This is a genomic window from Gellertiella sp. DMC107 (assembly GCF_056313605.1).
Window position 1 is genome coordinate 346,911 of sequence record NZ_JBQUZZ010000001.1, and the last position, 23,193, is coordinate 370,103.

Consider the following 23,193-nt stretch of genomic DNA (forward strand, 5'->3'; position numbering starts at 1 on the left):
CATGCTGGCCAATTCATGCAATCTCAAAAACTTTCCTTCAGCCACTGGCCCATGCGGGCAATCCGGCTGTTGCTACCCCCAAGCGCCGTGAGCAGACCGCCCTGCGACGCGTGTGTCTCGATTTCCGCGACCTGCGGATAGATCATCAATCCGACGGCGGTCGAAAAGGCCGGGCCCTTGGCCGCGGCCGGCAGGCCCGAAACGCCCATCGGCCGGCCGATGCGCACATTGCGGGCGAGGATGCGGCGCGCCGCTTCCGGCAGGCCGGTCAACTGGCTTGCGCCGCCGGTCAGCACCACGCGCTTGCCGACGATCGGGCTGAAACCGGAACGCTGGATGCGGTCACGGATCAGTTCCAGCGTCTCTTCGATTCGGGCCCGGACGATACGGGAAACCAGCGCGCGCGGCACCTGCGTCGGCTGATCGCGATCGTCCTCGCCGATCGGCGGAATGGAAATCAGGTCGCGCTCGTCGCCCGCATTGGGCAGCGCCGAGGCATGAACCACCTTCAGCCGCTCCGCATCCTCGATGCGGGTGGAAAGGCCGCGAGCCAGATCGGTCGTGACGTGATGGCCGCCGAGGCTGACGGCGTCGGTGTGAACCAGCCGCCCTTCGGCAAAGACCGAAATCGTCGTCGTGCCGCCGCCCATATCGATAGCGGCGCAACCGAGTTCCACTTCATCGTCGACAAGGGCAGCAAGGCCGCTCGCATAGGGCGTGGCCACCATGCCTTCGACCGACAGATGGGCGCGGTTGACGCAGAGCTCGAGATTCTTCAGTGCCGTACGCTCCGACGTCACCACATGCATGTCGACGCCGAGGGCTTCGCCGAACATGGACAGCGGATCGCGGATACCGCGCTCACCATCCAGGGAATAGCCCGTGGGAATGGAATGCAGCACCGCCCGGTCGTTCTGGATGGACTGCTGGCAGGCCGCGGAGAGCACCTTGCGCAGGTCGCTCGCTTCCACTTCCTGGCCACCGAGATCGATGGTCGCCGTATAGATGTCCGAACCCAGACGGCCGGCCGTGACATTGACGATCAGGCTGTCCACGGTCAGGCCCGCCATGCGCTCGGCGGCGTCCACCGCCAGACGCACCACGCTTTCCGCCGTTTCCAGATCGGCAATCACGCCGGCCTTGATGCCGCGCGAACGCTGGTGGCCGATGCCGATGATCTCGACATTGTGGGTGCGCCCCGGCAGGATTTCGCTTTCCTCGCGCGGAGTCAGCCGGCCGATCATGCAGACGGTCTTGGTCGAGCCGATATCCAGCACCGACACGATATGCGAACGCCGCGACGAGAGCGGCTTCAGGCGCGGAAGACCAAAATGAGAAGAGCCGAAGATGCTCATGTCGGGTTCCCCAGTTTTTTCAGCGCCTTGGTACGGGCATCGAGTGCGGCCTGGCGGCGCTCCACGGCACCCGGTGAAAGACGGATCGCAGTGCGGTCAGGCAGACGAAGATCGACACCCACGATGTCGCGCTCCAGCAGACGCTGTTCCGTATCCATGCGGGTCAGAAGCGCCAGCGCCTGATCGACGCCCACTTCCGGAAGCTTCACCACCACACCATTCTTCAGATGCAGGTCCCAGCGGCGTCCGGCGACGCGGACATAGGCCTTGACCTGATCGCGAATAGCGGGCCAACCGGCAAAATCCTTCTCGAACTTGGCGGCGGCGGTTTCGGCATCCCGGCCGACGAAAAGCGGCAGGTCGGTAAACTTGTTGTCGCGGAGCGGTTCGATGACGGAACCGTTCTTCTCGATCAGGGACAGCTCCTGGCCATGCTGCCAGATCGCATAGGCCTTGCGCTCCTTGAGATTGACCTCGACAGTCCTGGGATAGACCTTGCGCAGCTCCACCTGCTCGACCCAGGGCAGCTCGGCGAGCCGGGCGCGCGCTGCATTGATATCGAGGGCGACCAGCGAGGTTTCACCGTCCAGCCCGAGCTTTTCAAGAATGTCGATCTCCGACGTCTCGCTGTTGCCCGAGACTTTCACATCCTCGATGGCAAAGCCGGCGGCGGTGGTGGTCGCCTGCGCGACAGACTGGGAATGGCCGCCCAGCGACATGCCGTAAAGGCCTGTTGCCGCCAGGAAGGCGAAGGCTGAGAAGGTGCCCGTGTGATTGGGAATATGGATCCGGCCCGAGGCCAGATTGATGCAGAAGCGGAAAGCGCGCCGGAAGGGGCGCGGCATCACGAAAAGCTCCCTTTCGCGAGGAGCGGCGTAAGCATCCGGCTGATCGTCAAACCGGTTCGAACCGTTCTTCAGCGCGCGCATGAGGCATCCTCCACGAGAAGCCGAAGAAAGGCGCCGAAGCTCTTTCCTTCGTGCGCCGCCATTTCCGGCACCAGAGACGTGGGCGTCATACCGGGCTGGGTATTGATTTCGAGCCAGATCAGTTCGCCATCTTCGCCGAACCGGTCGTCGTAACGGAAGTCGGAACGGCTCACGCCCCGGCAGCCGATGGCCTCGTGGGCGCGAACAGCGAGCTCCTGAATGCGCGCATAGAGGGCTTCCGGGATCGCTGCGGGGATCACATGGCGCGACCCGCCCGCCGCATACTTGGCATCGTAATCATAAAAATTGTGGCCGACCGGAATGATCTCGGTAACACCCATCGCCCGGCCGTTGACGACGCCGCAGGTCAGCTCGCGACCATAGACATAACGCTCCACCATGACACGGTCGCCATAACGCCACTCCGGAGAGGTAATGACCTGAGGCGGGTGCGACTGGTCTTCCTTGACGATGACCACGCCAAAGGAAGAGCCTTCGTTGACCGGCTTCACCACGTAAGGCGGCTTCATCGGATGCTCCGTACCGATCGCATGGCGATCGGTGACGAGTGCTTCGGCCACGGGAATACCCGCCGCTGCCACGACGCTTTTCGCCACCTGCTTGTTCATGGCAAGCGCAGAGGCCAGGACGCCGGAATGGGTATAGGGGATTTCCAGATATTCGAGCACACCCTGAATGGTGCCGTCCTCGCCATAGGGGCCATGCAGCGCGTTGAAAGCCACATCCGGCTTGAGCGCGCCGAGAACGGACGCCACGTCACGATCGACATCCACGCGGGTGACGCGGAAGCCCTCGGCCTCCAGCGCATCCGCACAGGCGTTTCCGGAGGAAAGGCTGACGGGCCTTTCCGACGAAAATCCGCCCATCAGGACAGCGACATGCTTCGCACTCATCCAGAACTCCTTGAAACCGACCTTGCGGTTTAGTCCCCTGCTCTTGCGCCAACCTGATTGGAAGGAATGGGCGCATACTCTTAAAGCTCACTAAAGCCTGATTAAGGTTAATGAAGCGTTTACTTTCGTTAACCGCCGCGGCCGGATGCGAGATTTTTTTGTGCTTTCGCAAGCCTCCCCCAACGTCACCCGACCCTTCCCGCAAAACGCGGCCACGGACAAACCGAAGGAAACAGCACCGAATCATGGCGCTGACGATTCCTGCCTTAGAATCAGAGAGTTGTGGCTGGTTCAAGGAAAAACGATACCAATGGACCGCTTGGGTGGCCCCTGTCCGCGCGGCGAATTGCGAGACCTGCCGGAGGAAGAAAGCGGCCTGCGAGGGGCACGGCGCCGCAGGGTCTACGGACAGTCCCGCTCCCCCGGTGGACGGGCCGGGCGGCGCTCCGGATCGGCGGTGCGGCCCGGAAAATCCGCCATGAAGCCAGCGCCGGCCGGATCGAGACGACCAAGGGCTGCCGCAGAAAATATGCCGGCGTTTTCACGCCGGCAGCCGATTCCCTGTCGATGGAGAGACGATATCAGATGACGAGGAAGTCGGACGCGGCCAGCACCGGCTTGTTCGACAGCTGTGCGAACAGAATGGCTGCGCCTTTTCCATTGCCGTCGGCATCGTAGAAAAGCTTGCCCGTGTCGGTTTCATAGACGATGTAGTCCGTTGCATCCTTGGCGACACCTGCCGAATTGCTGGCGAAGTTGCCCGGATTGAGTTCACCCGTCTTCTTCAGCTTCGTGAAGATCGAGTTTTCCAGTGCAATCGTGTCATAGACGGCGCTGTAGAACACGACCGTGTCCACGTTCGTCTTGCCGTTCAGATCCGCGTCAAAGATATAGACGTCCTTTCCTTCGCCGCCGCGCAACGTGTCGTTGCCGGCGCCGCCGAACAGCCAATCGTCGCCAAGACCGCCATTGATCGTGTCGTTGCCCACGTCTCCGTCCAGGATGTCATTGCCGCCATTGCCTTCCATCAGGTCGTTACCGGCACCGCCGATGGCAAGATCGTTCTGGTTGGAGAGAAGGAAGGTATCGTTGCCGGACAGGATTTGGCCGAACAGGGCGTAATCGTCTTTGGTGCTTTCCGTGATAATGGTGGCGTGCAGATCGGTCGCCTTGATCTCCATGCCCTGCACGGCCCAGGCAAGATTGCCCTTGGCATCCAGCTCCACATAGCCGGTCACGGTGCCACCGGTCAGCCCTTTGCCTTCTTCTGCGGTGATATTGGTGCCGCCGAAAAGACCGCTACGGTTTTCCCCGGCATTGTAGTCGAACTGAAACACGTCCTCATATCTGATATTGTTGAACGTGACATTGGCACCCTGTACCAGGTCCTGCCCCGTTCCGTAACGAACGAAGCGGTTCAGATCGAGGTTGTCGAAATTGAAGGCCTGATTTGCAATGATGGTCGCCATAACTCTCTCCAAAATGTGTAGGTGTTGAACACGGGAGGGACACTAGCGGCTCGCTTTGGAAGATTCAATATTCCTTAATAAGTGATTTCGAAATATGGTTTACCCTGCGGCCCCTGGCAGGGAACTGCGACCTGCGCCGCAACCACGGCTTGCCGTTGACTCCATGGACAATAGGAACGGGCCCACCCGTTCAGATGACAAAGATGTCATCCGCGGTCAGATAGGCCTTGTTGGAAAGAATGGCGATCAGCATCGCAGCTCCCTTGTCATTGCCATCGGCATCGTAAAACAGCTTTCCGGTGTCCTTCTCGTAGACGATGTAATCATTGGCGTCGCGCGCCACACCGCTGAGATTGCTGACGAAATGGCCCGCACGCAAGGAACCCGTATAGGCGAGCCGGGTGAAAATCGCATTCTCCAGCTCGATGGCATCCACGCCGGGAAGAAAGTCCAGGATCGTATCCCGGTTGCTCGCGGAATTCGGCCGCGTATCGAAGACGAAGCTGTCGAAGCCGTAGCCCCCCGCCAAGGTATCGTTGCCCTCGCCGCCCGAGAGCCAGTCATCGCCGCCTTCGCCATAAAGCTGGTCCTGGCCGGCATCGCCGTAAAGCTGATCGGCCCCGCCATAACCACGCATCATGTCGTTGCCGCCATAGCCATGGGCACGGTCGTTGCCGGAAGAAAGGTAGAATTTGTCTGCCCCGGCAAGGATGGCACGGAAAATCGCGAAGTCATCCACGGTCGAAGGGCTGTAAATGGCCTTGAGCATCGCTGCAGCGCTGTAGCTGAAGTTCTCGACCGTGAAGAGCGTGCTCTGTCCATAGAGTTCGGCATAGCCTTGAACGGTGCCGCTCACCCGATTGAACAGGTCGACGGCAAATCCGGTTCCACCGAATATGCCGTAGCGATAGGCGGCATAATTGAAGCTGAAGACATCCTGATAGACCTTGTTTCCATAAGCGGCATATTCATTGTCCCAGAAATCGTAAGTACCTGCCGACAGCCGGTTCAGGTTGAGCGACTGCATGTCGAACTGAAAAGAAGCCGTAATGGTAGCCATGAAAATTTCTCCTGAAGTATCGCGCTTCCGCAACGGAGCGGCCGCTCGCCGATCTCAAATCAACACATTATATTGTTTTTGCGTAATTTAAAATAAAATATGCCGGACCCCGGTTTCCGAGGTCCGGCCGGTTCTTTCTGATATCACGCCTGGAAAGCCAGGACTTCCCGACCCGGAATGAATTTGCCGAGACGCTTGATTTCCCATTCGAGCAGGATCCCGGATGTTTCGTACACGCGCTGGCGGACGGTTTCGCCGAGATATTCGAGATCGTAGGCTGTGGCCTGCCCGGTATTGATCATGAAATTGCAGTGAAGAGACGACATCTGCGCGCCGCCGATCATCAGCCCCCGGCAGCCGGCATCGTCGATCAGACGCCAGGCGGAATGCCCCTCGGGATTCTTGAAGGTCGAGCCGCCCGTCTTTTCGCGCACGGGCTGCACCGTTTCCCGGTGATGGCGCACCGCATCCATATCCGCACGGATCTTCGCCTTGTCTTCCGGATAGCCCTCGAAGGTCACATGGGTGAAGATCAGGTCGGCCGGCGCGGAGGAATGGCGATAGCTGTAGCCCATGTCGGCATTGGTCAGCACATGCCGGTTGCCCTTGCGATCAAGTGCTTCGACCTCCACGACCCGCTCCCGGGTCTCGGCACCATTGGCACCCGCATTCATACGCAGCGCCCCGCCGATGGAACCGGGAATGCCATAATAGAAGTGGAAGCCGCCGAGGCCGCGATCCATGGCATGGGCGGCCACGTTCTTGTCCGGGCAGATGGCGCCCGCGCGCAGGCGGTTTTCGCCCGCATCCTCGATGCTGCCGAAGCCCTTGGCGGACAGCCGGACCACGACACCCTTGATACCGCCATCGCGCACGAGCAGGTTGGAGCCCACGCCGACCACGGTCAGCGGCACGTCCTCGGGGAGGATTTTCAGAAAGGTCTGGAGATCGTCCACGTCCTGCGGCTGGAAGAGAAGTTCCGCGGGGCCGCCGGCCTGGAACCAGGTCATGCGGTCCATCGGGGCATCGGGCGTCAGCCGCCCGCGCAGCGTGTCCACGCCCGATCCCAGCCGCGCCAGAAGTTCTTCACCATTCACCTGTCTCATGCCTTCTGCCCTGCCTTGGCTGCCAGTTCCTTGGGCAGTGCCGCCGCCCAGGCAGTGATGTTACCAGCACCGAGAAGAACGACGAAGTCTCCCGGCGACGCAATCTGTGCCACGATTTCCGCCAGACCGTCCGGCGATGGCAGGAAACGGGCATCGCGGTGACCGCCCGCCTTGATGCGCGAGACCAGCACTTCGGAATTGGCGTTCTCGATCGGCTCTTCGCCCGCCGAATAGACGGGGGCGATCATGATGCTGTCGGCATCGTTGAAGCAGCCAGAGAACTCCTCCATCAGCGAGGACAGGCGGGTATAGCGGTGCGGCTGGTGCACGGCGATGATCCGGCCCTTGCAGGCTTCGCGGGCGGCCTTCAAGACGGCGCGGATTTCCACCGGGTGGTGGCCATAGTCGTCGAAGACCTGGACGCCGTTCCATTCGCCGGTCAGCGTGAAGCGGCGCTTGACGCCGCTGAAGCTCGCCAGACCCTTGCGGATATCCTCGTCGGAAATGCCGAGACGGTTGGCGACCGCCACCGCTGCAGTGGCGTTCGAGACATTGTGCCGGCCGGGCATCGGCAGGGCCAGCTCTTTCAGCAGGAAGGTCTTGCCCGTGCGTCGACGGCGGATTTCCACGTCGAAGACGGAGCGCGTGCCCTCGTAGCGCACATTCATGAACCGCACGTCGGCCTGCGGGTTCTCGCCATAGGTGATGACCTTGCGGTCCTCGATCTTGGCCACCAGCGACTGCACTTCCGGATGGTCGAGGCACATCACGCCGAAGCCGTAAAAGGGCACGTTTTCCACGAACTGGCGGAAGGCCGCCCGCACCGCGTCGAAATTGCCGTAATGGTCGAGATGCTCGGGATCGATATTGGTGACGACAGCCACGTCGGCCGGCAGCTTCAGGAAGGTGCCGTCGCTCTCGTCGGCCTCCACCACCATCCACTCGCCCTCGCCCATGCGGGCATTGGTGCCATAGGCATTGATGATGCCGCCATTGATGACGGTGGGGTCGAGATTGCCGGCTTCGAGCAGTGTCGCGACCATGGAGGTGGTCGTGGTCTTGCCATGGGTGCCGCCGATGGCGATGGCATTGCGGAACCGCATCAGCTCGGCCAGCATTTCGGCGCGCCGCACGACCGGCAGAAGCTTTTCGCGGGCAGCCACCAGTTCCGGATTGTCCTTGCGGATCGCGGTGGACACGACCACCACTTCCGCCTCGCCGAGGTTTTCCGCCTTGTGGCCGACGAAGACGGGAATACCCTTGTCTCTGAGCCGTTGCACATTGGCGCTGTCGGACTGGTCGGATCCCTGCACCTTGTGGCCGAGATTGTGAAGCACTTCGGCAATGCCGCTCATGCCGATACCACCGATACCGATGAAATGGACAAGGCCGATGGCCTTCGGCATCTTCATGTTCTAACCCTCTTGAATTCCGTCATGGTCTTACCTGCCGCAATAAACCCGGTCAGCCGGGCAAGCAAGCCGGTGGCATCGGGTTTGCCGGCGGCTTTGGCTTGGGCGGCCATTTTTGCCATGCGTTCCGGCTCGTTCATGGCGTCGTGAATCAGCGCTGACAGGGTTTCCGGCGAAAGCTGCGCCTGCGGGATCACCTTCGCGCCACCCTTGGCCGCCAGCGTCGCGGCATTGGCCGCCTGGTCATGGTCGAGCGCATGCGGATAGGGCACGAGGATCGCCGGGCGGCCGATCACGGAAATCTCGGACACCGTGGAAGCGCCGGAGCGCGTGATCAGGAACTGCGCCGCCGCGATCCGCTCCGCCATGTCGCCGAAGAAGGGCGAAACCTCCGCCTTGATCCCAAGTCCCGCATACCGCTCGATGACCGCCTGCTGGTCCTCGGGCCGGGCCTGCTGGGTCAGCCGCAGCCGCTGGCGCTGGCTGGCATCGAGAAGCGCGATCGCTTCGGGAATGGCGGACGAGAAGAACTGCGCGCCCTGGCTTCCGCCGAACACGACCAGATGGAAAGGTTCGTCCCCGCCCGAGGGCATATAGGCCCTTTCGGCGGCGGCCAGAACCGCGGGTCGCACCGGATTGCCGGTCGTTACCGTCTTCGCCGCGAATTCCCCGGCATTTTCCGGCAGAAATCCGCCCGCGATGGCGTTGACGCGGGATGCGAGCAGCCGGTTCGCCCGTCCCATCACCGCATTCTGCTCGTGGATCAGGGTCGGCACGCGAAGCCCGCTTGCAGCCATCAGCGGCGGCACGGTGGGATAGCCGCCAAAACCGACCACGGCCGCAGGCTTCAGCCGCCGGATCAGCGCCTTGGCCTTTCGAAAGCCGCTCCACAGCTGCCACAAGGATTTCGCAAGCGCCACCGGGTTCTTGGAACCGATGGTGGCCGAAGGCACCACATGGATCTCGTCGGCGGGAAACTTCCCGGCAAAGCGCTCGGCGCGGCTGTCGGTGACGAGATGCACCCGGTAGCCTTCCGCCTTCAGGGCATGCGCCAGCGCCTCGGCCGGAAACAGATGGCCGCCGGTACCACCGGCGGCAAGAAGAATGAGGGGTTGGGTCATGGAGGAAAGTCCTTATTCGGCGGGAACGCCCTGCACGGCCCGGAACAGGCTGCGGTCCAGCGACCGCTTTTCCGGGCGGTGGCGGGTGAGCGCCAGAATGAAGCCGGCCGTCACGCAGATCGCCAGCATGGACGATCCGCCGTAGGAAATCAGCGGCAGGGTCATGCCCTTGGCCGGCAGCAGCTGCAGGTTCACGCCGATATTGATCATCGACTGGATGCCGAACTGCAGCACGAGGCCGGCAACGGCAAAGCGATTGAAATCATTCTGCTCCCGGAAGGCATGACGCAAGCCGCGCAGCACCACGAAGGCGAAGATGGCCACCAGCATCATGCAGAAGATGATGCCGAATTCCTCCGCCGCCACCGAGAAGATGAAGTCGGTATGCGCGTCCGGGATGATGCGCTTCACCACGCCTTCGCCCGGCCCCTGGCCGGTCCAGTTGCCGCGGATGATCGCCTCGCGGGCGGTGTCCACCTGGAACGTATCGCCCTCCCCCGTCAGGAAGCGGTCGACACGGCCGGCCACGTGCGGGAAGACATAATAGGCCGCCACGAATCCGCCGACACCGAGCGAACCAAGCACGATGATCCAGAGCCAGGGCATGCCGGCCATGAAGAACATGCCGCCCCAGACCGCACTGGTGAGAATGGTCTGGCCAAGGTCCGGCTGCGCGACGAGGAGCGCCCCGACGATACCGAACAGGATGATGGCAAAGAGATTGCCGGGAATTTCCGGCTGCCGCGCATGCTCGGAAAAAAGCCAGGCGCAGACGACCACGAAGGCCGGTTTCATGAATTCCGAAGGCTGGATGGAAATGCCGGCCAGCGTGATCCAGCGCCGCGCGCCTTTCACTTCCTGCCCGAAGAACAGCGCCAGCAGCATCATGCCCAGCGAGACGATGAGCAGGATGATGGCCGTGCGGCGCACCTGCCGGGGGGTCAGGAAGGAAAGCCCGATCATCAAGCCGAGACCCGGCAGCAGGAAGGCCGCATGGCGCTTGACGAAGAAGAAAGGCTCCAGATTGATGCGCTCCGCCACCGCCGGAGAGGCGGCAAAGGACAGCATGAACCCGATCCCCATCAGGAGGATGAAGGTTGCCAGGAAAAACCTGTCGATGGTCCAGAACCAGTCGGCAATCGGTCCCCGTTCCGCGCGGCTTACCATTGTTCTTACCCCCTTCAGGACGTGATCAGCATGGTGACGCCCTCAAGCGCCGCCACATGGACGACAAAGGCATCGCCCCGGACCTCGAAATTCTTGTACTGGTCGAAGCTTGCGCAGGCCGGGGAGAGCATGACCGCGCTGGCCTGCCCGTCCGCCGCCGCATCCGCCGCCGCATGGGCGACCGCCCGCTCCAGCGTGCCGGAAATCTCGTAAGGAACGGCTTCGCCCAGCGTCGCCGCAAATTCGGGCGCCGCCTCGCCGATCAGATAGGCCTTGGCGATCCGCGGAAAGAAAGGCGCAAGGCTGGCGATACCGCCCGCCTTCGGCAGGCCTCCTGCGATCCAGTAGATCCGTTCGTAGCTCGAAAGGGCGGGCGCCGCCGCATCCGCATTGGTCGCCTTGCTGTCATTGACGAAGACGGTATGGCCGATTCGGCCGATCGGCTGCATCCGATGCTTGAGACCGGGGAACGAGGCTAGGCCGGCAGAAATGTCCGCAGCCGTCAGCCCGACGGCCAGACAGGCCGCGATGGCGGCAGCGGCATTCTGGGCATTATGGCTGCCGCGCAGCGTCTGGATACCATCGAGATCCGCAATACGCTCCACGCGCCCTTGTTCGGCGCTGAGGATATGGGAGCCTTCCGCGTAGAGCCCCATCGGCAGGGGGTGACGGCGCGAGATCCGCACCACTTTGCGGCCCGATTTCTCGATCCGGTCGGCGATCACCGAGCAATAGCTGTCGTCGACGCCGACAACGGCCACATCACTGCCCGCCACCAGCCGTTCCTTGACATCGGCATAGTGCTGCATGGTGCCATGCCGGTCGAGATGATCGGGGGTAAGGTTCAGGAGGATGCCCGCCGTCGGATTGAGCGTCGGCGCCAGATCGATCTGGTAGGACGAACATTCGATCACGTAGTAGCGGCCCGCCGCCGGTGGGTCGAGCGTCAGAATGGCCGTGCCGATATTGCCGCCCAACTGCGTGTCGCGCCCGGCGGCCTTCAGGATATGGGCGATCAGGGCTGTCGTGGTCGACTTTCCGTTGGTGCCCGTAATCGCAATCAGCGGACAACCGGGCTCGATCGCCCGGCGCTCCCGCACGAAGAGCTCCACGTCGCCGATGATTTCCACGCCTGCGGCCCGCGCCAGATCCACCGTCCAGTGCGGCTTCGGATGGGTCAGCGGCACACCCGGCGACAGCACGAAGGCCGCCTGTGCGGGCCAATCGATCCCGCGCAGGTCGGCCGTGCCGATACCGGCAGCGGCAGCCTTCGCCACGCTGTCCGGATTGTCGTCCCAGGCGATCACATCCGCCCCGCCGGCAACGAGCGCACGCGCCGTCGCAAGACCGGAACCGCCGAGACCGAACAGGGCGACCTTGCGGCCGCGGAAGGTGGAAATCGGGATCATGGCCTCACCGCAGCTTCAGGGTGGAGAGGCCGATCATGCCCAGCACCACGGCGATGATCCAGAAACGCACCACCACCTGGCTTTCGGTCCAGCCGAGCTTTTCGAAATGGTGGTGAATCGGCGCCATCAGGAAGACGCGCTTGCCGGTCATCTTGAAGAAGCCGACCTGGATGATCACCGAGAGCGTTTCCATCACGAAGAGGCCGCCGATGATGACCATGACCACCTCATGCTTGGTGGCGACGGCGACGGAGCCGATCAGGCCGCCGAGCGCCAGCGAACCAGTGTCGCCCATGAAGATGGCGGCCGGCGGCGCATTGAACCACAGGAAGCCGAGGCCGGCCCCGATGACCGCGCCGAGGATGACGGACAGTTCCCCCGTTCCGGGCACGAAGTTGATCTGCAGGTAATTCGCAAAGACCGCATTGCCCGAGAGATAGGCGATCACGCCGAAACAGGCAGCCGCAATCATCACAGGCACGATGGCAAGACCGTCGAGTCCGTCGGTGAGGTTCACCGCATTGCCGGCGGCAACGACGACGAAACCGCCGAAGACCACGAAGAAGATGCCGAGATGCAGGAAGAGATCCTTGAAGAAGGGGAAGGCAACCGCCGTCGCGAATTCCGGGCCGCGCGGGCCGGAATGATAGGCCGACTGCATCATGAAATAGACGGCAATGCCGGCAATGGCGAATTCGATGCCGAGGCGCGCCTTGCCCGAAAGGCCGAGATGGCTCTGCTTGGTGACCTTCAGATAGTCGTCATAGAAACCGATGGCGCCGAAGCCGAGCGTCACGAGCAGCGTCGTCACCACGTAGACGTTGGAAAGATCGGACCACAGAAGCGCCGAAACCACGATACCCGCAAGGATCATCAGCCCGCCCATGGTCGGCGTGCCCGCCTTCTTGAAATGGGTCTGCGGCCCGTCGGCGCGGATCGGCTGGCCCTTGCCCTGGCGAATGCGAAGCGAATCGATGATGCGCGGCCCGAAGAGGAAAACCACAAGCGCGGAGGTGAAAAGCGCGCCGCCAGTCCGGAAGGTGATGTATTTGAACAGGTTGAAGGCCTGGATATAGGCCTCCAGTTGCACGAGCCAGATGAGCATTCTTGCCCTTCCCCTTAAGCGGTTTCGCCCGGCGACGATGCGGCGGGATACTGTTGAATGAGTGCATCGACGATCCGGCCGCAGCCCGTTCCCTTCGAGGATTTGACCATCAGGACGTCGCCGGGGCGGACAGAGGTCAGCACGAAGGGAATGAGATCCTCGACCTTGGGCCGGTATTCGACATCGATGGGAGCGGTCAGCGCTTCGCGAAGATAGGACATGTCCGGCCCCGCCAGCCAGGCAGCCTCGATCCCGCCTTCCTTCAGCGGTTCGGCGAGCTCGGCGTGAAGGTGCGGTGAAAACTCGCCCATTTCCAGCATGTCGCCCAGAATGGCGACGCGACGCCCCTCTCCTGACGGCGCGGTTCCGGCCAGAAGCGCGATCGCGGCCTTCATCGAGGAGGGATTGGCATTATAGCTTTCGTCGATCAGCGTGATCGTGCCGCCCGGGATCGACAGACGGTGCTGCGCACCCCTGCCCTTTTCCGGCTTCAGCGTGGCGAGAGCGGCCTTTGCGCGCTCGAAATCCGCACCGGCCAGCGCAGCAATGGCAAGGACCGCCACCGCATTTTCCGCAATATGCCGGCCGGGCGCTCCGACGGAGAGTTCGTAGGTGGCTCCGCCGGTCTGCATCCAGACGGTCGACCCGCTGGCGGAACCATCGAACTCGGCAAGGCGGTAGTCTGCCCGGGCATTGGCCCCAAAGGTGAGCAGATGAGAGACGCCCGCAACCTGCGCCGCGCGTTCCATGATCTCGAATTGCGCGCTGTCGCGATTGATCAGGGCCGTCCCGCCGGGAACAAGGCCTTCGAAGATCTCGGACTTGGCGACCGCAATGTCATCCAGGCTGGAAAAATTGCCCAGATGGGCAGCGCCGATATTGGTGATGATGGCGATATCCGGCTGCACCAGCTTCACCAGCGGCCGGATCTCGTTGAAATGGTTCATGCCGATTTCGAAAATGCCGAAATCCGTATCGGCAGGCATGCGGGCCAGCGTCAGCGGCACGCCCCAGTGATTGTTGAAGGAGGCGACGGAGGCGTGCACCTTGCCAGAGGGTGTGAGCACATGGCGGAGCATTTCCTTGGTCGTCGTCTTGCCGACCGAGCCGGTGACGGCAATCACCTTGCCCGGGATGCGCTCGCGCGCGGCCACGCCGAGACGGGCCAGCGATTCCAGCACATCGTCCACCACGATCATCGGAACCGTCAGGCGGCCGAGCGCAGGCAGCTTTGCCTCGCTCACGACGAGCAGGGCCGCGCCATTGGCCACCGCGACGGACGCAAAATTATGGCCGTCGACCCGGTCGCCCTTGATGGCGAAGAAGGCCTCGCCCTCGGCAATGGAACGGCTGTCGATGGAAATGCCCGTGATACCGGCCGGCATCTGCCCCACCGGACGGCCATTCATGGCCTTTACCATTTCATCGCAGGTCCAAAGCAGCGTCATTCTTCCAGACCCTCCAGCGCCTTGCGCAGTTCCGCATGATCGGAGAAGGGGAATGTCTCGGTGCCGATCGTCTGCCCCTCCTCGTGTCCCTTGCCGGCGACGATCAGCGTGTCGCCGGATTTCAGCATGGCGACCGCCTGGCGGATGGCCTCTGCCCGATCGCCGATTTCCCGGGCGCCCTTGGCGGCGGCCATGATTTCGGACCGGATGGTCGCGGGCACTTCGGTGCGCGGATTGTCGTCCGTCACGATGGCCACGTCGGCCAGACGGGTGGCGATCTCGCCCATCAGGGGCCGCTTGCCCTTGTCCCGGTCACCGCCGCAGCCGAAGACGACGATCACCCGACCGGTGGTGAAGGGACGAACGGAAGAAAGAACATTGGCAAGCGCATCCGGCTTGTGGGCATAATCCACATAGGCCAGCGCCCCATCCCGGGTCTTGCCGACCAGTTCGAGACGCCCCGAGGCGCCTTCCAGCTTTTCGAGGGCCTTCATGGCCACGGCAGCCGGAACGCCGGTCGACATGGCAAGCCCGGCCGAGACGAGCGCATTTGCGATCTGGAAATCGCCGGCCAGAGGAATGTGAACCTCGAAGATTTCTTCGCCCACATGCACTTCGGCCACCTGCTTGTGACGGAAATGCTCCACGCGCTTCAGCGAAATATAATCGCCGTTGCGACCGACGGTGCGCACGTCGCATCCGGCCTGCCGGGCGGCGGCAACCGCCTTTTCCGTCCAGGGGTCGTCCGCGAAAATGATCGCTGGCGCACCCTTCGGCAGAAGATCGACGAAAAGCCGCATCTTCGCCCGCATGTAATCGTCCATGTCGGGGTGATAATCCATATGGTCGCGGCCGAGATTGGTGAAAGCCCCTGCCGCAAGCCGCACGCCGTCGAGACGATATTGGTCGAGACCGTGGCTTGAGGCTTCCATGGCCGCATGGGTCACGCCCTCGTCGGCGAGTTCCGCAAGCAGCCGGTGCAGCGACACCGGATCGGGGGTGGTCAGCGAACCATAATCGTTGCGCTTCGGAGAGATGACGCCGGTCGTGCCGATCTGCGCGGCGGCGTGCCCCGCATGCGCCCAGATCTGCCGGGTGAAGGAAGCAACCGAGGTCTTTCCGGCCGTTCCGGTAACAGCCACCATGCATTCCGGCTGACGACCGAAGAAGCGTGCAGAGGCATGGGCGAGATAGAGGCGCGGATTGGCAACCTTCAGCACAGGCACCGGAGCAGACTGGTCGCCGGAGGCCACGACGGCAACAGCGCCGTTCTTGACCGCGCTTTCGATATACTTTGCACCATCCGCCTTGGAACCCGAGAGAGCGACGAACAGCATGCCGGGCTTGATGTCCCGGCTGTCGGCGCTGAGGCCCGTCACATCGATATCGCCTGCGGAACCCGTCAGCTGTGGCTGAAGTTCAGCGAAATGGTTTCCGCACAGGTCTTTCAGTTTCATCGCCATGCACTTTTCTTTTGCTTGAAGGTCCGGAAGAGAGGTCTTCCGGGCCCGAATCGATCCTCGCGATTGTCTATCGTTCAATAAGACATCAGCAAGGCATTTCCATCCGGCCCGAACTTGGGCTTGACGCCGAGAAGGGCTGCCGTACGGCTGATCACGCGGCCAACCGTCGGTGCCGCATTGGAACCGGCCGTAGCGCCCACACCCGGCTTTTCCGGTTGCGGATTATCGACGACCACCAGCACGATATATTCCGGCTTGTCGATCGGGAACGCCGAGAGGAAAGCGTTGAACCGCTGGTCGGAGCTGTAGCGCCCGTTGACGACCTTCTCGGCCGTGCCCGTCTTGCCGCCCACGTCGAAGCCGGCCACCGCGGCCTGTTTGCCCGAACCGTTGGTCACATTCATCCGGAAGAGGGTCTTCATGTCCTCGACAGTCGTGGGCTTGACCACCTGCTCGGCAAGCTGGTCCGCCTGTTCTTCGGTCCGGGGCAGGAAGGTCGGCGGAATGAGCTTGCCGCCGTTCATCAGCGCCGCGGCGGCAACCGCCGTCTGCAGCGGCGTCGTGGAGACGCCGTGGCCGAAGGAAATCGTGATCGAGTTGATCTTCTTCCACACCTTCGGCTGGGTCGGGGTCGCCACTTCCGGCAGCTCCGTCTGCATACGCGACAGAAGCCCCATGCGGGTCAGGAAGTGTTTGTGAGCATCGATCCCCACCAGATCCGCCATGCGGGCGGTGCCGACGTTCGATGAGTAGATGAAGATTTCCGGCACGCTCAGAATACGATGCTTGGCGTGGAAATCGTGAATGGTGAAGCCACCGATGGTAATGGAGTTACGGGCGTCGAAGCTGTCGGTCAGCTTGACCTTGCCGCTATCCAGCGCCATGGCGGTCGTGAAGGTCTTGAAGGTCGAGCCCATCTCATAGGTGCCCGCCGACATGCGGTTCATGTTGTCTTTCTCGAGGGCCTGCACCGGATTGTTCGGGTCGTAATCCGGGATCGACGCCATGGCGAGGACTTCGCCCGTATGGATGTTGAGGACCACACCACCGGCGGCCAGCGCCTTGTAGCGCTCCTTCGCCGACACCAGCTCCTCACGCAGGATGTTCTGGACGCGCAGATCGAGCGACAGCTTGACGGGCTCCAGCGGCGCATTGCTCGTCATCCCGACGGCTGCGAGATCGGCCAGTCCCTGTCCGTCGATATATTTTTCCATGCCCGCAATACCGCGGTTGTCGATGTTCACATGGCCGATGATATGCGAAGCCGTCGGACCGCCCGGATAGAAGCGGCGCTTTTCCGGGCGGAAGCCGATGCCGGGAATGCCGAGCGCCAGGATCTGGTTCTGCTGCTTCGGGGTCAGCTGGCGGCGAAGCCACTGGAAGTGCGACTTGGAGGACAGTTTCTTGTAGGTCCCCTTCACGTCGAGATCGGGCAGGACGGAATTGAGGAGCTCCACAGCCTCATCCACGTCGACGATCTTGTGGGGTTCGGCATAGAGCGAAACGGTCCGGACATCGGTGGCCAGCACTTCGCCGTTCCGGTCGAGAATGTCGGGACGCGAGGCCATCAGCCGGTCCGCCGGCGGAATGGCCGAGACCTCTTCCGGCGAGGTCACGCCGAATTGCACCAGCCGTCCGCCGATGATGCCATAGGCAACGAAAAACGCGCCCATCATGATGACCAGACGGCTGCGCGTTTGCTTCTGCTTCTTCTTGCGGGCACCCTCGAAGGCTTCGGGAGCGCGGCTGCCTCCGGCAGAGAAATGCGCCTTGCTCTTGACCACCATGATACGGGAGAGAAAAGACATTACTGTTCCACCGATCCGGTTGACATATCGTCGGTTTCATATTCGGCGCCGGAGTTTGCCGGAGCCTGTTCATGCGAAGCGGGCTGTTGGCCGCCGGAGATGATGGCGGCCACGTCATCCTGCGCCGGCACCCCCTTGGCGGATGCGACCGGAACGCCCGTGGCCGACGCGCCGCCCTTGGTCTTGCCATCCTTGCCCTTCTTCTTGTCTTCCGGCGGAGGCGGAACATCCGCCTTGAGCATGGGAAGCTCGTTGGGTCGGGCGAGCTGGGTGGAGGCGGTCGGAACCAGGGCGAGGTCGGTGCTGTAGGCATCGATCAGCTTCTGCAGGCGGTTTGGCTGGGAAAGCAGCGCCCAGTCGGCCTTGAGCAGATCGATCGTATCCTTTTCCAGGCGAATTTCCGCTTCGATCTTGCGCACTTCCTCGAGCTTCAGCTCTGCCCGGTGCTTGATCGAATAGGTCACGGTGGCGGCGCCGGTCATGACCACGACGAGGATGATGTCAAAGGTTCTGAGCATGATCAGCCTCCGAGCTTTTCAAGCGTCGCAAGCGACGGCAGGTCGAAGAGGGAGAGATCGGCCTTGCCGGCCGGAGCCTCGGTGCGGATTCCCGCCCGAAGCTTCGCGGAGCGCGCCCGGGGATTGAGGTCGGCTTCCGCCTCGCTCGCCACGACAAGACCCTTGCCCACGGGGGTGAAGATCGCCGGTCGATCCTCCACCATGGGCATGTGCCGCGAACCGGCAGCCTTGCCGGAGCGGTCGGCGAAGAATTTCTTGACCATACGGTCTTCGAGCGAGTGGAACGTGACGACGACGAGCCGTCCGCCCGGCTTCAGGGCCTGCTCCGCCGCGAGCAGCGCCCGGCCCAGTTCACCAAGCTCGTCATTCACGAAGATGCGCAGCGCCTGGAACACCCGCGTGGCCGGGTGGATCTTGTCCTTCGCCTTGCGGGGCGTGGTCAGTTCGATGAGATTGGCCAGATCGCGCGTGGTGGTGAAAAGCTCCCGCTCACGCCGCTTCTCGATGGCGCGGGCGATGCGCCCGGCCTGCTTTTCCTCGCCCAGGAACCCGAAGATGCGGATGAGATCGGACACCTTTGCCCGGTTCACCACATCCGCCGCCGAAACGCCCGCGCCCGACATGCGCATGTCGAGCGGGCCGTTCTTCTGAAAGGAAAAGCCCCGATCGGCTTCGTCGATCTGCATCGAGGAGACGCCGATATCCAGCACCACGCCGTCGAGTCCCCCATCGGGCGCGTGCTCGGCCAGGCGGGAGAATTCGGAATGGATGAGATCGAGATGGCCGGCGCTTGCCGCCAGGAGCCCCTGCCCGCCGGCAATTGCCGTCGGGTCGCGATCCAGCGCGACAACCCGTGCACCCGCCCGCAGGATGGCGGACGTATAGCCGCCCGCCCCGAAGGTGCCGTCCAGGATGACCTTGCCCTCCGCCGGTTCCAGTGCCTGAAGCACTTCCGCCAGCATGACGGGGATGTGGCGCGCAGCCTCCTCCCCGGGCCGGGATTGCTCCCCGTCCGCTTTTGACGCCATCGCGTAACCTCGTGTTAGTTGGCTGGCGCGCTCCGCCGCTGGTGCGCCAGCCGGGCCGCCGACTGGGCATCCTGAAATGCCTGCGGCTGCCATAACTGAAAATAGTCCGCTCGACCGACGAAGGTCACGTCCGTCGTGATCCCGGTGAAGGAGCGGATGAAATCCGTCACCATCAGCCGACCTTCCGTATCGAGCTTCATGAAGACGCCCCCGCCGTGAACCAGCAGCGACATCTGATGCGCTTCCTGCGAGAAACCGTCGAGCCCGCCCAACTGGCGCTCGATCCGCTCCATCAGTTCGGGACCCCCGATGCTGATCGCCGGAAACACGAAATCCTGAAAACCGTACAGCTCCTGTATCTGCCGCTCCTGAAGAACGGACCGGAACGGCGCTGGCACGGACACGCGCCCCTTCGCATCGATCCGGTTGGTTGCATGGGACAGGAAGCGGTTCATGACGCTCAACAGCCGTTTCCCCTGGCGGAACGGCGCTTACGCATCCCTTCCGCACCACCACATTCAAGACGCACGCCACCCGTCCGCTGGCCGCATGGCCTGCGGCTGTTCCGTTCCGGAACCGCAACCGCTTGGACGATGGATGGGCATGTTTCAGCCCTTGGCGTGTGTGCATTTGGGATACCATGGGACCACATGGGCGTCAATGGGAGCGAGCCGTGGATGGACCCCGGACGCATCGTATATTCATAAGCCGTTAAGATTAACGAAAGGTTAGGAAATCAGTGTTTTAGAGCACCGGCCCGCTCTTTTTCCGCGCTTTCGAAAGCGCGGGAAGACAAAGTTTTTATGATTGAAAAACAGACCGTTAGGCTGAAAAGCGGAAAAATGTGTTTGGCGGTTTCGAACGCTGTCTTGGGGAAAGTACCAGTCGGCCTGTAAGCCGGGTTCTGTATGGCCCCGCTTGCGCGGAACGTGGCAGCCATTCATCTGGGACCCTGCTTGCGCAAGGCCTCTCGCAACCCACCCGGATGACGACCCCGGAAAAAGGGCTGGGCCGCTTGCGCGACCGCGTGTCATCCCTATTCGGTCTTGCTCCCGGTGGGGTTTGCCATGCCGTTCCTGTTGCCAGGCCCGCGGTGGGCTCTTACCCCACCTTTTCACCCTTGCCCCGCCACCTTTTCCCTCCGTCGGAGAGAAAGGGAGGCGGGGCGGTCTGTTTTCTGTGGCACTTTCCCTGAGGTCGCCCTCGCCGGACGTTATCCGGCACCGTTTTTCCGTGGAGCCCGGACTTTCCTCACCCCATCGCCTTTCGGCATTGATGAAGCGCGGCTGCCCGGCCGACTGGTGAGGCGTCCTTAGCGGGGATCGCGGCCTTTGGCCAGCCCCAAATGCGCCTCAGCTCTCGGCCATCAGCACGTTCACCTTGCCGCAATAGCGCTTGGAAACCGGGTTCATCCGCTTCGCTCCGTGGCCGGCATTGTATTTTAGGATGGTGTTGCAGGTCTCTCCACCGCCGAGTTGCTGGGCCATGGCGAGATATTTCATGCCGTAGCGGATGTTGGTTTCGGGATCGTACAATCCCTTCACCGAGCCGCGGTAGCCCATCATGCGGGCGGTCGCAGGCTTGATCTGCATGAGGCCCACCTCCCCCGCCGATCCACGGGTCTTGGGGTTGTAGTTGCTTTCGATGCGAACGACCGCATGGGCAAGGTCCTCATCCACGCCGTTCAGGGCTGCGTAGCGGTCGATGATGGCTTCGAAGGGCTTGGTGTCCGCCTGACGGGCGGCGGGCACGGAAGCCTTGCCGGCCCGGGCGGGGGGAGCGATGGAGCCTGTCTCGATCCTGTCGAGCGCTCCGGCAGAAGCCTGGGAAAAGGCGGACAAAAGAAGGGCGATGCTTGCCGCGGCAGCGAGTGACCGTCTGATCATGTAAGCAATAGATCTCCATTGAGGTGGACGCAGGGGACCGCCGGTTGGCGCCTGTCGTTCCTGCCGTAAGCCGCGCTGGGACAGCTGCGGGTTCGGTCCACCGTCGTTGAGCTTTGGACGTCGTGGTCAGCCTGGAGGCAACCGGTCGAGGCGTCCGATGACGGCTGGAGTTAAAGCAGCCCAATGGGGAGAGAATAGGGAAAGACCGTGGCAGACGGCATTTTGCAACCCGAACGACCTTCAGCGCACCCCGTGCGGGCCTTGGCCCTCAGCTGTAGCGCGGCAGGGCGGACAGCAGGCGGTGCAGCGTATCGATGGTGGAGGAATCCGCCACGCCATCCACCCGCTCTTGCCGGAAATGGCGCTGGAACGCCTCGATGTCGCCCGCCATGGCATCGGAGAATTCGCCCGTGATTTCCGTGCGATAGCCATAAAGCGACAACATGGTCTGGAGGGCTTCCACGGGCGGGCCGCAATCCCCTCTCTGGAAGAAGCGGCCGCCGGCAATCTCCGCGGGCTCTACCCAGTGACCGATCCCGGCCCGGAACAGCCTGTCCCACGGAAACCGCTCCCCCGGATCGACCTTGCGGACGGGCGCAACATCCGAATGGGCAAGCACCCTTTCCGGTTGAATCGCCCAGCGATCGACACAATCCTGACAGAGTTCGATGACCGCATCGATCTGCCGGTCGGCAAAGGGCGGCAAACCTCCGGGATGGCCGGGATTGGCAATTTCAATGCCGATGGAGCGGGAATTGATATCGGTCTCGCCTGCCCAGAAACTCTTGCCTGCGTGCCAGGCGCGGCGTCCTTCGGGGACGAGCTGCACCACCGCGCCGTTCTCCCGCACCACGTAATGGGCGGATACCTCGCTTTCGGGCCGGCACAGCCAGTCGATCGCGCCATCCTCCGTCGGCATGCCGGTATAGTGCAGGATGATCATGTCGGGTCCCGCCTCGCCGTTGCCGACGCGCGGACCGTGATTGGGCGACGGATGGACCGAAGCGCCTTTGAAGTCGGGAGGAAAGCGGCTCATGCGGCGCGGCGTTCCCGCTCGATGGCGCGGTAGGCGGCGTTCAGTTGCGCCATGCGGTCATTCGCGATGGCATGGAACTCTGCCGGCACGCCCCGCGCGATCAGCCGGTCCGGATGATGTTCGGACACAAGCCCGCGATAATGGCGGCGGATCGTGGCGAAATCGTCCGAGGGCGAAACGCCGAGCACATGATAGGGGTCCCTGCCCTCCACATAGACATGCCGTGCCGTGATGCGTGCAAAATGCGCTTCGCCGATGCCGAAGATCTCCGCAACCCGGGTCAGGAAGGCATATTCGGACTCATGGATGAGCCCGTCCGCCTTGGCGATGTGAAACAGGCCGTCGATGACGTCTTCGAGCACCGGGCAATTGGAGGCGCAGGTTGCGCAAAGACCGGCCAGACGCTCGGCATAGGCTTCGAAGCCGGCCACGTCCTGTCGGGCCAGATTGTAGAGCCGCGCCACATTCTTCTCTTCTTCCGGGGGAAATTCGAAGATCCGGCGAAACGCGGCCACTTCCGCTTCCGAGACGATGCCATCGGCCTTCGCCATCTTGGCGGAGAGCGCGATGATGGCAACCGAGAAGGCCACCTTGCGCCGGGTTTCCGGATCGCCTTCGAACACGGTCCGGATCGCCTCGACCACGGCGCCCAGGGCATTGGTGGCCGTATCGGCGACCGCACCCAGCAATTTTTCCCAGAAAGTCATCGGTTGATCCGTTTGCACCGCTCAGATGTTCAAGCTTGACCGATTTTTCGCCCGGTTGGCAAGCCCTACGGCCCGTTTCGGTGAATGCGGTCTTTCCCTTTCTCTTACCAGAGGGCGCTGGGGGTGCGCCATCCTGTTTTGCTGAAGGTCGGTTCAACGCGCCTTTCGCGCGCCCGTGACGGCGGTGCGACATTATCCACACGCGGATGACCGCTTTCGAACCCTCAAACCGATTATATCGCGACGCCTTCT

General features: G+C 62.6%; 20 protein-coding genes and 1 other RNA gene. All 21 read right to left on the reverse strand.

Features of this window, described 5'->3' with window-relative positions; all coding sequences use genetic code 11:
* Positions 1–23: 23 nt before the first annotated feature.
* Positions 24–1,355, reverse strand: a complete 1,332-nt coding sequence (gene ftsA, locus ACT54B_RS01560) for a cell division protein FtsA (protein ID WP_476042350.1) — start codon at positions 1,353–1,355, stop codon at positions 24–26.
* Complete coding sequence (locus ACT54B_RS01565) at positions 1,352–2,200, reverse strand: cell division protein FtsQ/DivIB (RefSeq protein ID WP_476043461.1); 849 nt, start codon at positions 2,198–2,200, stop codon at positions 1,352–1,354. The genes ftsA and ACT54B_RS01565 overlap by 4 nt, the downstream gene beginning before the upstream one ends.
* Before the next feature lie 71 nt (positions 2,201–2,271).
* Positions 2,272–3,198 (reverse strand): D-alanine--D-alanine ligase, encoded by a 927-nt coding sequence (locus ACT54B_RS01570; RefSeq protein WP_476042352.1) that lies wholly within the window; start codon positions 3,196–3,198, stop codon positions 2,272–2,274.
* 581 nt (positions 3,199–3,779) lie between these two features.
* The gene (locus ACT54B_RS01575; protein WP_476042353.1) at positions 3,780–4,667 is read right to left on the reverse strand and encodes a calcium-binding protein; all 888 of its coding nucleotides are present in this window, start codon (positions 4,665–4,667) and stop codon (positions 3,780–3,782) included.
* Positions 4,668–4,857: 190 nt separating this feature from the next.
* Complete coding sequence (locus tag ACT54B_RS01580; protein ID WP_476042354.1) at positions 4,858–5,727, reverse strand: calcium-binding protein; 870 nt, start codon at positions 5,725–5,727, stop codon at positions 4,858–4,860.
* Positions 5,728–5,870: 143 nt separating this feature from the next.
* Positions 5,871–6,833 (reverse strand): UDP-N-acetylmuramate dehydrogenase, encoded by a 963-nt coding sequence (murB, locus tag ACT54B_RS01585; protein WP_476042356.1) that lies wholly within the window; start codon positions 6,831–6,833, stop codon positions 5,871–5,873.
* Positions 6,830–8,245: a UDP-N-acetylmuramate--L-alanine ligase gene (murC, locus tag ACT54B_RS01590; RefSeq protein ID WP_476042358.1), complete on the reverse strand. Its 1,416-nt coding sequence runs from the start codon at positions 8,243–8,245 to the stop codon at positions 6,830–6,832. The genes murB and murC overlap by 4 nt, the downstream gene beginning before the upstream one ends.
* On the reverse strand, positions 8,242–9,366 hold the full coding sequence (murG, locus tag ACT54B_RS01595) for an undecaprenyldiphospho-muramoylpentapeptide beta-N-acetylglucosaminyltransferase (RefSeq protein WP_476042360.1): 1,125 nt from the start codon (positions 9,364–9,366) through the stop codon (positions 8,242–8,244). Before murG ends, murC begins: the two co-directional genes overlap by 4 nt.
* A 12-nt stretch (positions 9,367–9,378) precedes the next feature.
* On the reverse strand, positions 9,379–10,533 hold the full coding sequence (ftsW, locus tag ACT54B_RS01600; protein WP_476042361.1) for a putative lipid II flippase FtsW: 1,155 nt from the start codon (positions 10,531–10,533) through the stop codon (positions 9,379–9,381).
* A 14-nt stretch (positions 10,534–10,547) separates the two neighbouring features.
* Positions 10,548–11,942, reverse strand: coding sequence for a UDP-N-acetylmuramoyl-L-alanine--D-glutamate ligase (murD, locus tag ACT54B_RS01605; protein ID WP_476042363.1), 1,395 nt, complete (start codon positions 11,940–11,942; stop codon positions 10,548–10,550).
* A gap of 4 nt (positions 11,943–11,946) precedes the next feature.
* A complete protein-coding gene (mraY, locus tag ACT54B_RS01610; protein ID WP_476042364.1) occupies positions 11,947–13,047 on the reverse strand; it encodes a phospho-N-acetylmuramoyl-pentapeptide-transferase in 1,101 nt (366 codons plus the stop codon).
* A 14-nt stretch (positions 13,048–13,061) separates the two neighbouring features.
* A complete protein-coding gene (locus ACT54B_RS01615; protein ID WP_476042366.1) occupies positions 13,062–14,495 on the reverse strand; it encodes a UDP-N-acetylmuramoylalanyl-D-glutamyl-2,6-diaminopimelate--D-alanyl-D-alanine ligase in 1,434 nt (477 codons plus the stop codon).
* Entirely contained in the window at positions 14,492–15,952 is a 1,461-nt protein-coding gene (locus ACT54B_RS01620; RefSeq protein WP_476043463.1) for a UDP-N-acetylmuramoyl-L-alanyl-D-glutamate--2,6-diaminopimelate ligase, read from the reverse strand. The genes ACT54B_RS01615 and ACT54B_RS01620 overlap by 4 nt, the downstream gene beginning before the upstream one ends.
* A gap of 80 nt (positions 15,953–16,032) precedes the next feature.
* Entirely contained in the window at positions 16,033–17,766 is a 1,734-nt protein-coding gene (locus tag ACT54B_RS01625) for a peptidoglycan D,D-transpeptidase FtsI family protein (protein WP_476042368.1), read from the reverse strand.
* Entirely contained in the window at positions 17,766–18,284 is a 519-nt protein-coding gene (ftsL, locus tag ACT54B_RS01630) for a cell division protein FtsL (RefSeq protein ID WP_476042370.1), read from the reverse strand. Before ftsL ends, ACT54B_RS01625 begins: the two co-directional genes overlap by 1 nt.
* A gap of 2 nt (positions 18,285–18,286) precedes the next feature.
* Complete coding sequence (rsmH, locus tag ACT54B_RS01635) at positions 18,287–19,312, reverse strand: 16S rRNA (cytosine(1402)-N(4))-methyltransferase RsmH (protein ID WP_476042372.1); 1,026 nt, start codon at positions 19,310–19,312, stop codon at positions 18,287–18,289.
* 14 nt (positions 19,313–19,326) lie between these two features.
* Positions 19,327–19,767 (reverse strand): division/cell wall cluster transcriptional repressor MraZ, encoded by a 441-nt coding sequence (gene mraZ, locus ACT54B_RS01640; RefSeq protein WP_476043465.1) that lies wholly within the window; start codon positions 19,765–19,767, stop codon positions 19,327–19,329.
* Between the two features lie 422 nt (positions 19,768–20,189).
* Positions 20,190–20,614, reverse strand: an RNA gene (gene rnpB, locus ACT54B_RS01645) — RNase P RNA component class A.
* Between the two features lie 50 nt (positions 20,615–20,664).
* Positions 20,665–21,198 carry a lytic transglycosylase domain-containing protein gene (locus ACT54B_RS01650; RefSeq protein ID WP_476042374.1) on the reverse strand — a complete coding sequence of 178 codons (534 nt, stop codon included), beginning with the start codon at positions 21,196–21,198 and terminating at the stop codon, positions 20,665–20,667.
* Positions 21,199–21,466: 268 nt separating this feature from the next.
* A complete protein-coding gene (locus ACT54B_RS01655; RefSeq protein ID WP_476042376.1) occupies positions 21,467–22,234 on the reverse strand; it encodes an N-acetylmuramoyl-L-alanine amidase in 768 nt (255 codons plus the stop codon).
* Entirely contained in the window at positions 22,231–22,941 is a 711-nt protein-coding gene (locus ACT54B_RS01660; RefSeq protein ID WP_476042377.1) for a TerB family tellurite resistance protein, read from the reverse strand. The genes ACT54B_RS01655 and ACT54B_RS01660 overlap by 4 nt, the downstream gene beginning before the upstream one ends.
* Between the last annotated feature and the right edge of the window lie 252 nt (positions 22,942–23,193).

Bases quoted from the DNA above. Each gene is read 5' to 3' on its own strand.
- ACT54B_RS01615 (WP_476042366.1), bottom strand. From the start codon at position 14,495: ATGACGCTGCTTTGGACCTGCGATGAAATGGTAAAGGCCATGAATGGC.
- ftsL (WP_476042370.1), bottom strand. From the start codon at position 18,284: ATGCTCAGAACCTTTGACATCATCCTCGTCGTGGTCATGACCGGCGCC.
- ACT54B_RS01575 (WP_476042353.1), bottom strand. From the start codon at position 4,667: ATGGCGACCATCATTGCAAATCAGGCCTTCAATTTCGACAACCTCGAT.
- ACT54B_RS01565 (WP_476043461.1), bottom strand. From the start codon at position 2,200: ATGCCGCGCCCCTTCCGGCGCGCTTTCCGCTTCTGCATCAATCTGGCC.
- ACT54B_RS01620 (WP_476043463.1), bottom strand. From the start codon at position 15,952: ATGAAACTGAAAGACCTGTGCGGAAACCATTTCGCTGAACTTCAGCCA.
- ACT54B_RS01660 (WP_476042377.1), bottom strand. From the start codon at position 22,941: ATGACTTTCTGGGAAAAATTGCTGGGTGCGGTCGCCGATACGGCCACC.
- ACT54B_RS01650 (WP_476042374.1), bottom strand. From the start codon at position 21,198: ATGATCAGACGGTCACTCGCTGCCGCGGCAAGCATCGCCCTTCTTTTG.
- mraZ (WP_476043465.1), bottom strand. From the start codon at position 19,767: ATGAACCGCTTCCTGTCCCATGCAACCAACCGGATCGATGCGAAGGGG.
- ACT54B_RS01580 (WP_476042354.1), bottom strand. From the start codon at position 5,727: ATGGCTACCATTACGGCTTCTTTTCAGTTCGACATGCAGTCGCTCAAC.
- ftsW (WP_476042361.1), bottom strand. From the start codon at position 10,533: ATGGTAAGCCGCGCGGAACGGGGACCGATTGCCGACTGGTTCTGGACC.
- murD (WP_476042363.1), bottom strand. From the start codon at position 11,942: ATGATCCCGATTTCCACCTTCCGCGGCCGCAAGGTCGCCCTGTTCGGT.
- murG (WP_476042360.1), bottom strand. From the start codon at position 9,366: ATGACCCAACCCCTCATTCTTCTTGCCGCCGGTGGTACCGGCGGCCAT.
- murC (WP_476042358.1), bottom strand. From the start codon at position 8,245: ATGAAGATGCCGAAGGCCATCGGCCTTGTCCATTTCATCGGTATCGGT.
- ftsA (WP_476042350.1), bottom strand. From the start codon at position 1,355: ATGAGCATCTTCGGCTCTTCTCATTTTGGTCTTCCGCGCCTGAAGCCG.
- murB (WP_476042356.1), bottom strand. From the start codon at position 6,833: ATGAGACAGGTGAATGGTGAAGAACTTCTGGCGCGGCTGGGATCGGGC.
- rsmH (WP_476042372.1), bottom strand. From the start codon at position 19,312: ATGGCGTCAAAAGCGGACGGGGAGCAATCCCGGCCCGGGGAGGAGGCT.
- ACT54B_RS01655 (WP_476042376.1), bottom strand. From the start codon at position 22,234: ATGAGCCGCTTTCCTCCCGACTTCAAAGGCGCTTCGGTCCATCCGTCG.
- ACT54B_RS01570 (WP_476042352.1), bottom strand. From the start codon at position 3,198: ATGAGTGCGAAGCATGTCGCTGTCCTGATGGGCGGATTTTCGTCGGAA.
- ACT54B_RS01625 (WP_476042368.1), bottom strand. From the start codon at position 17,766: ATGTCTTTTCTCTCCCGTATCATGGTGGTCAAGAGCAAGGCGCATTTC.
- mraY (WP_476042364.1), bottom strand. From the start codon at position 13,047: ATGCTCATCTGGCTCGTGCAACTGGAGGCCTATATCCAGGCCTTCAAC.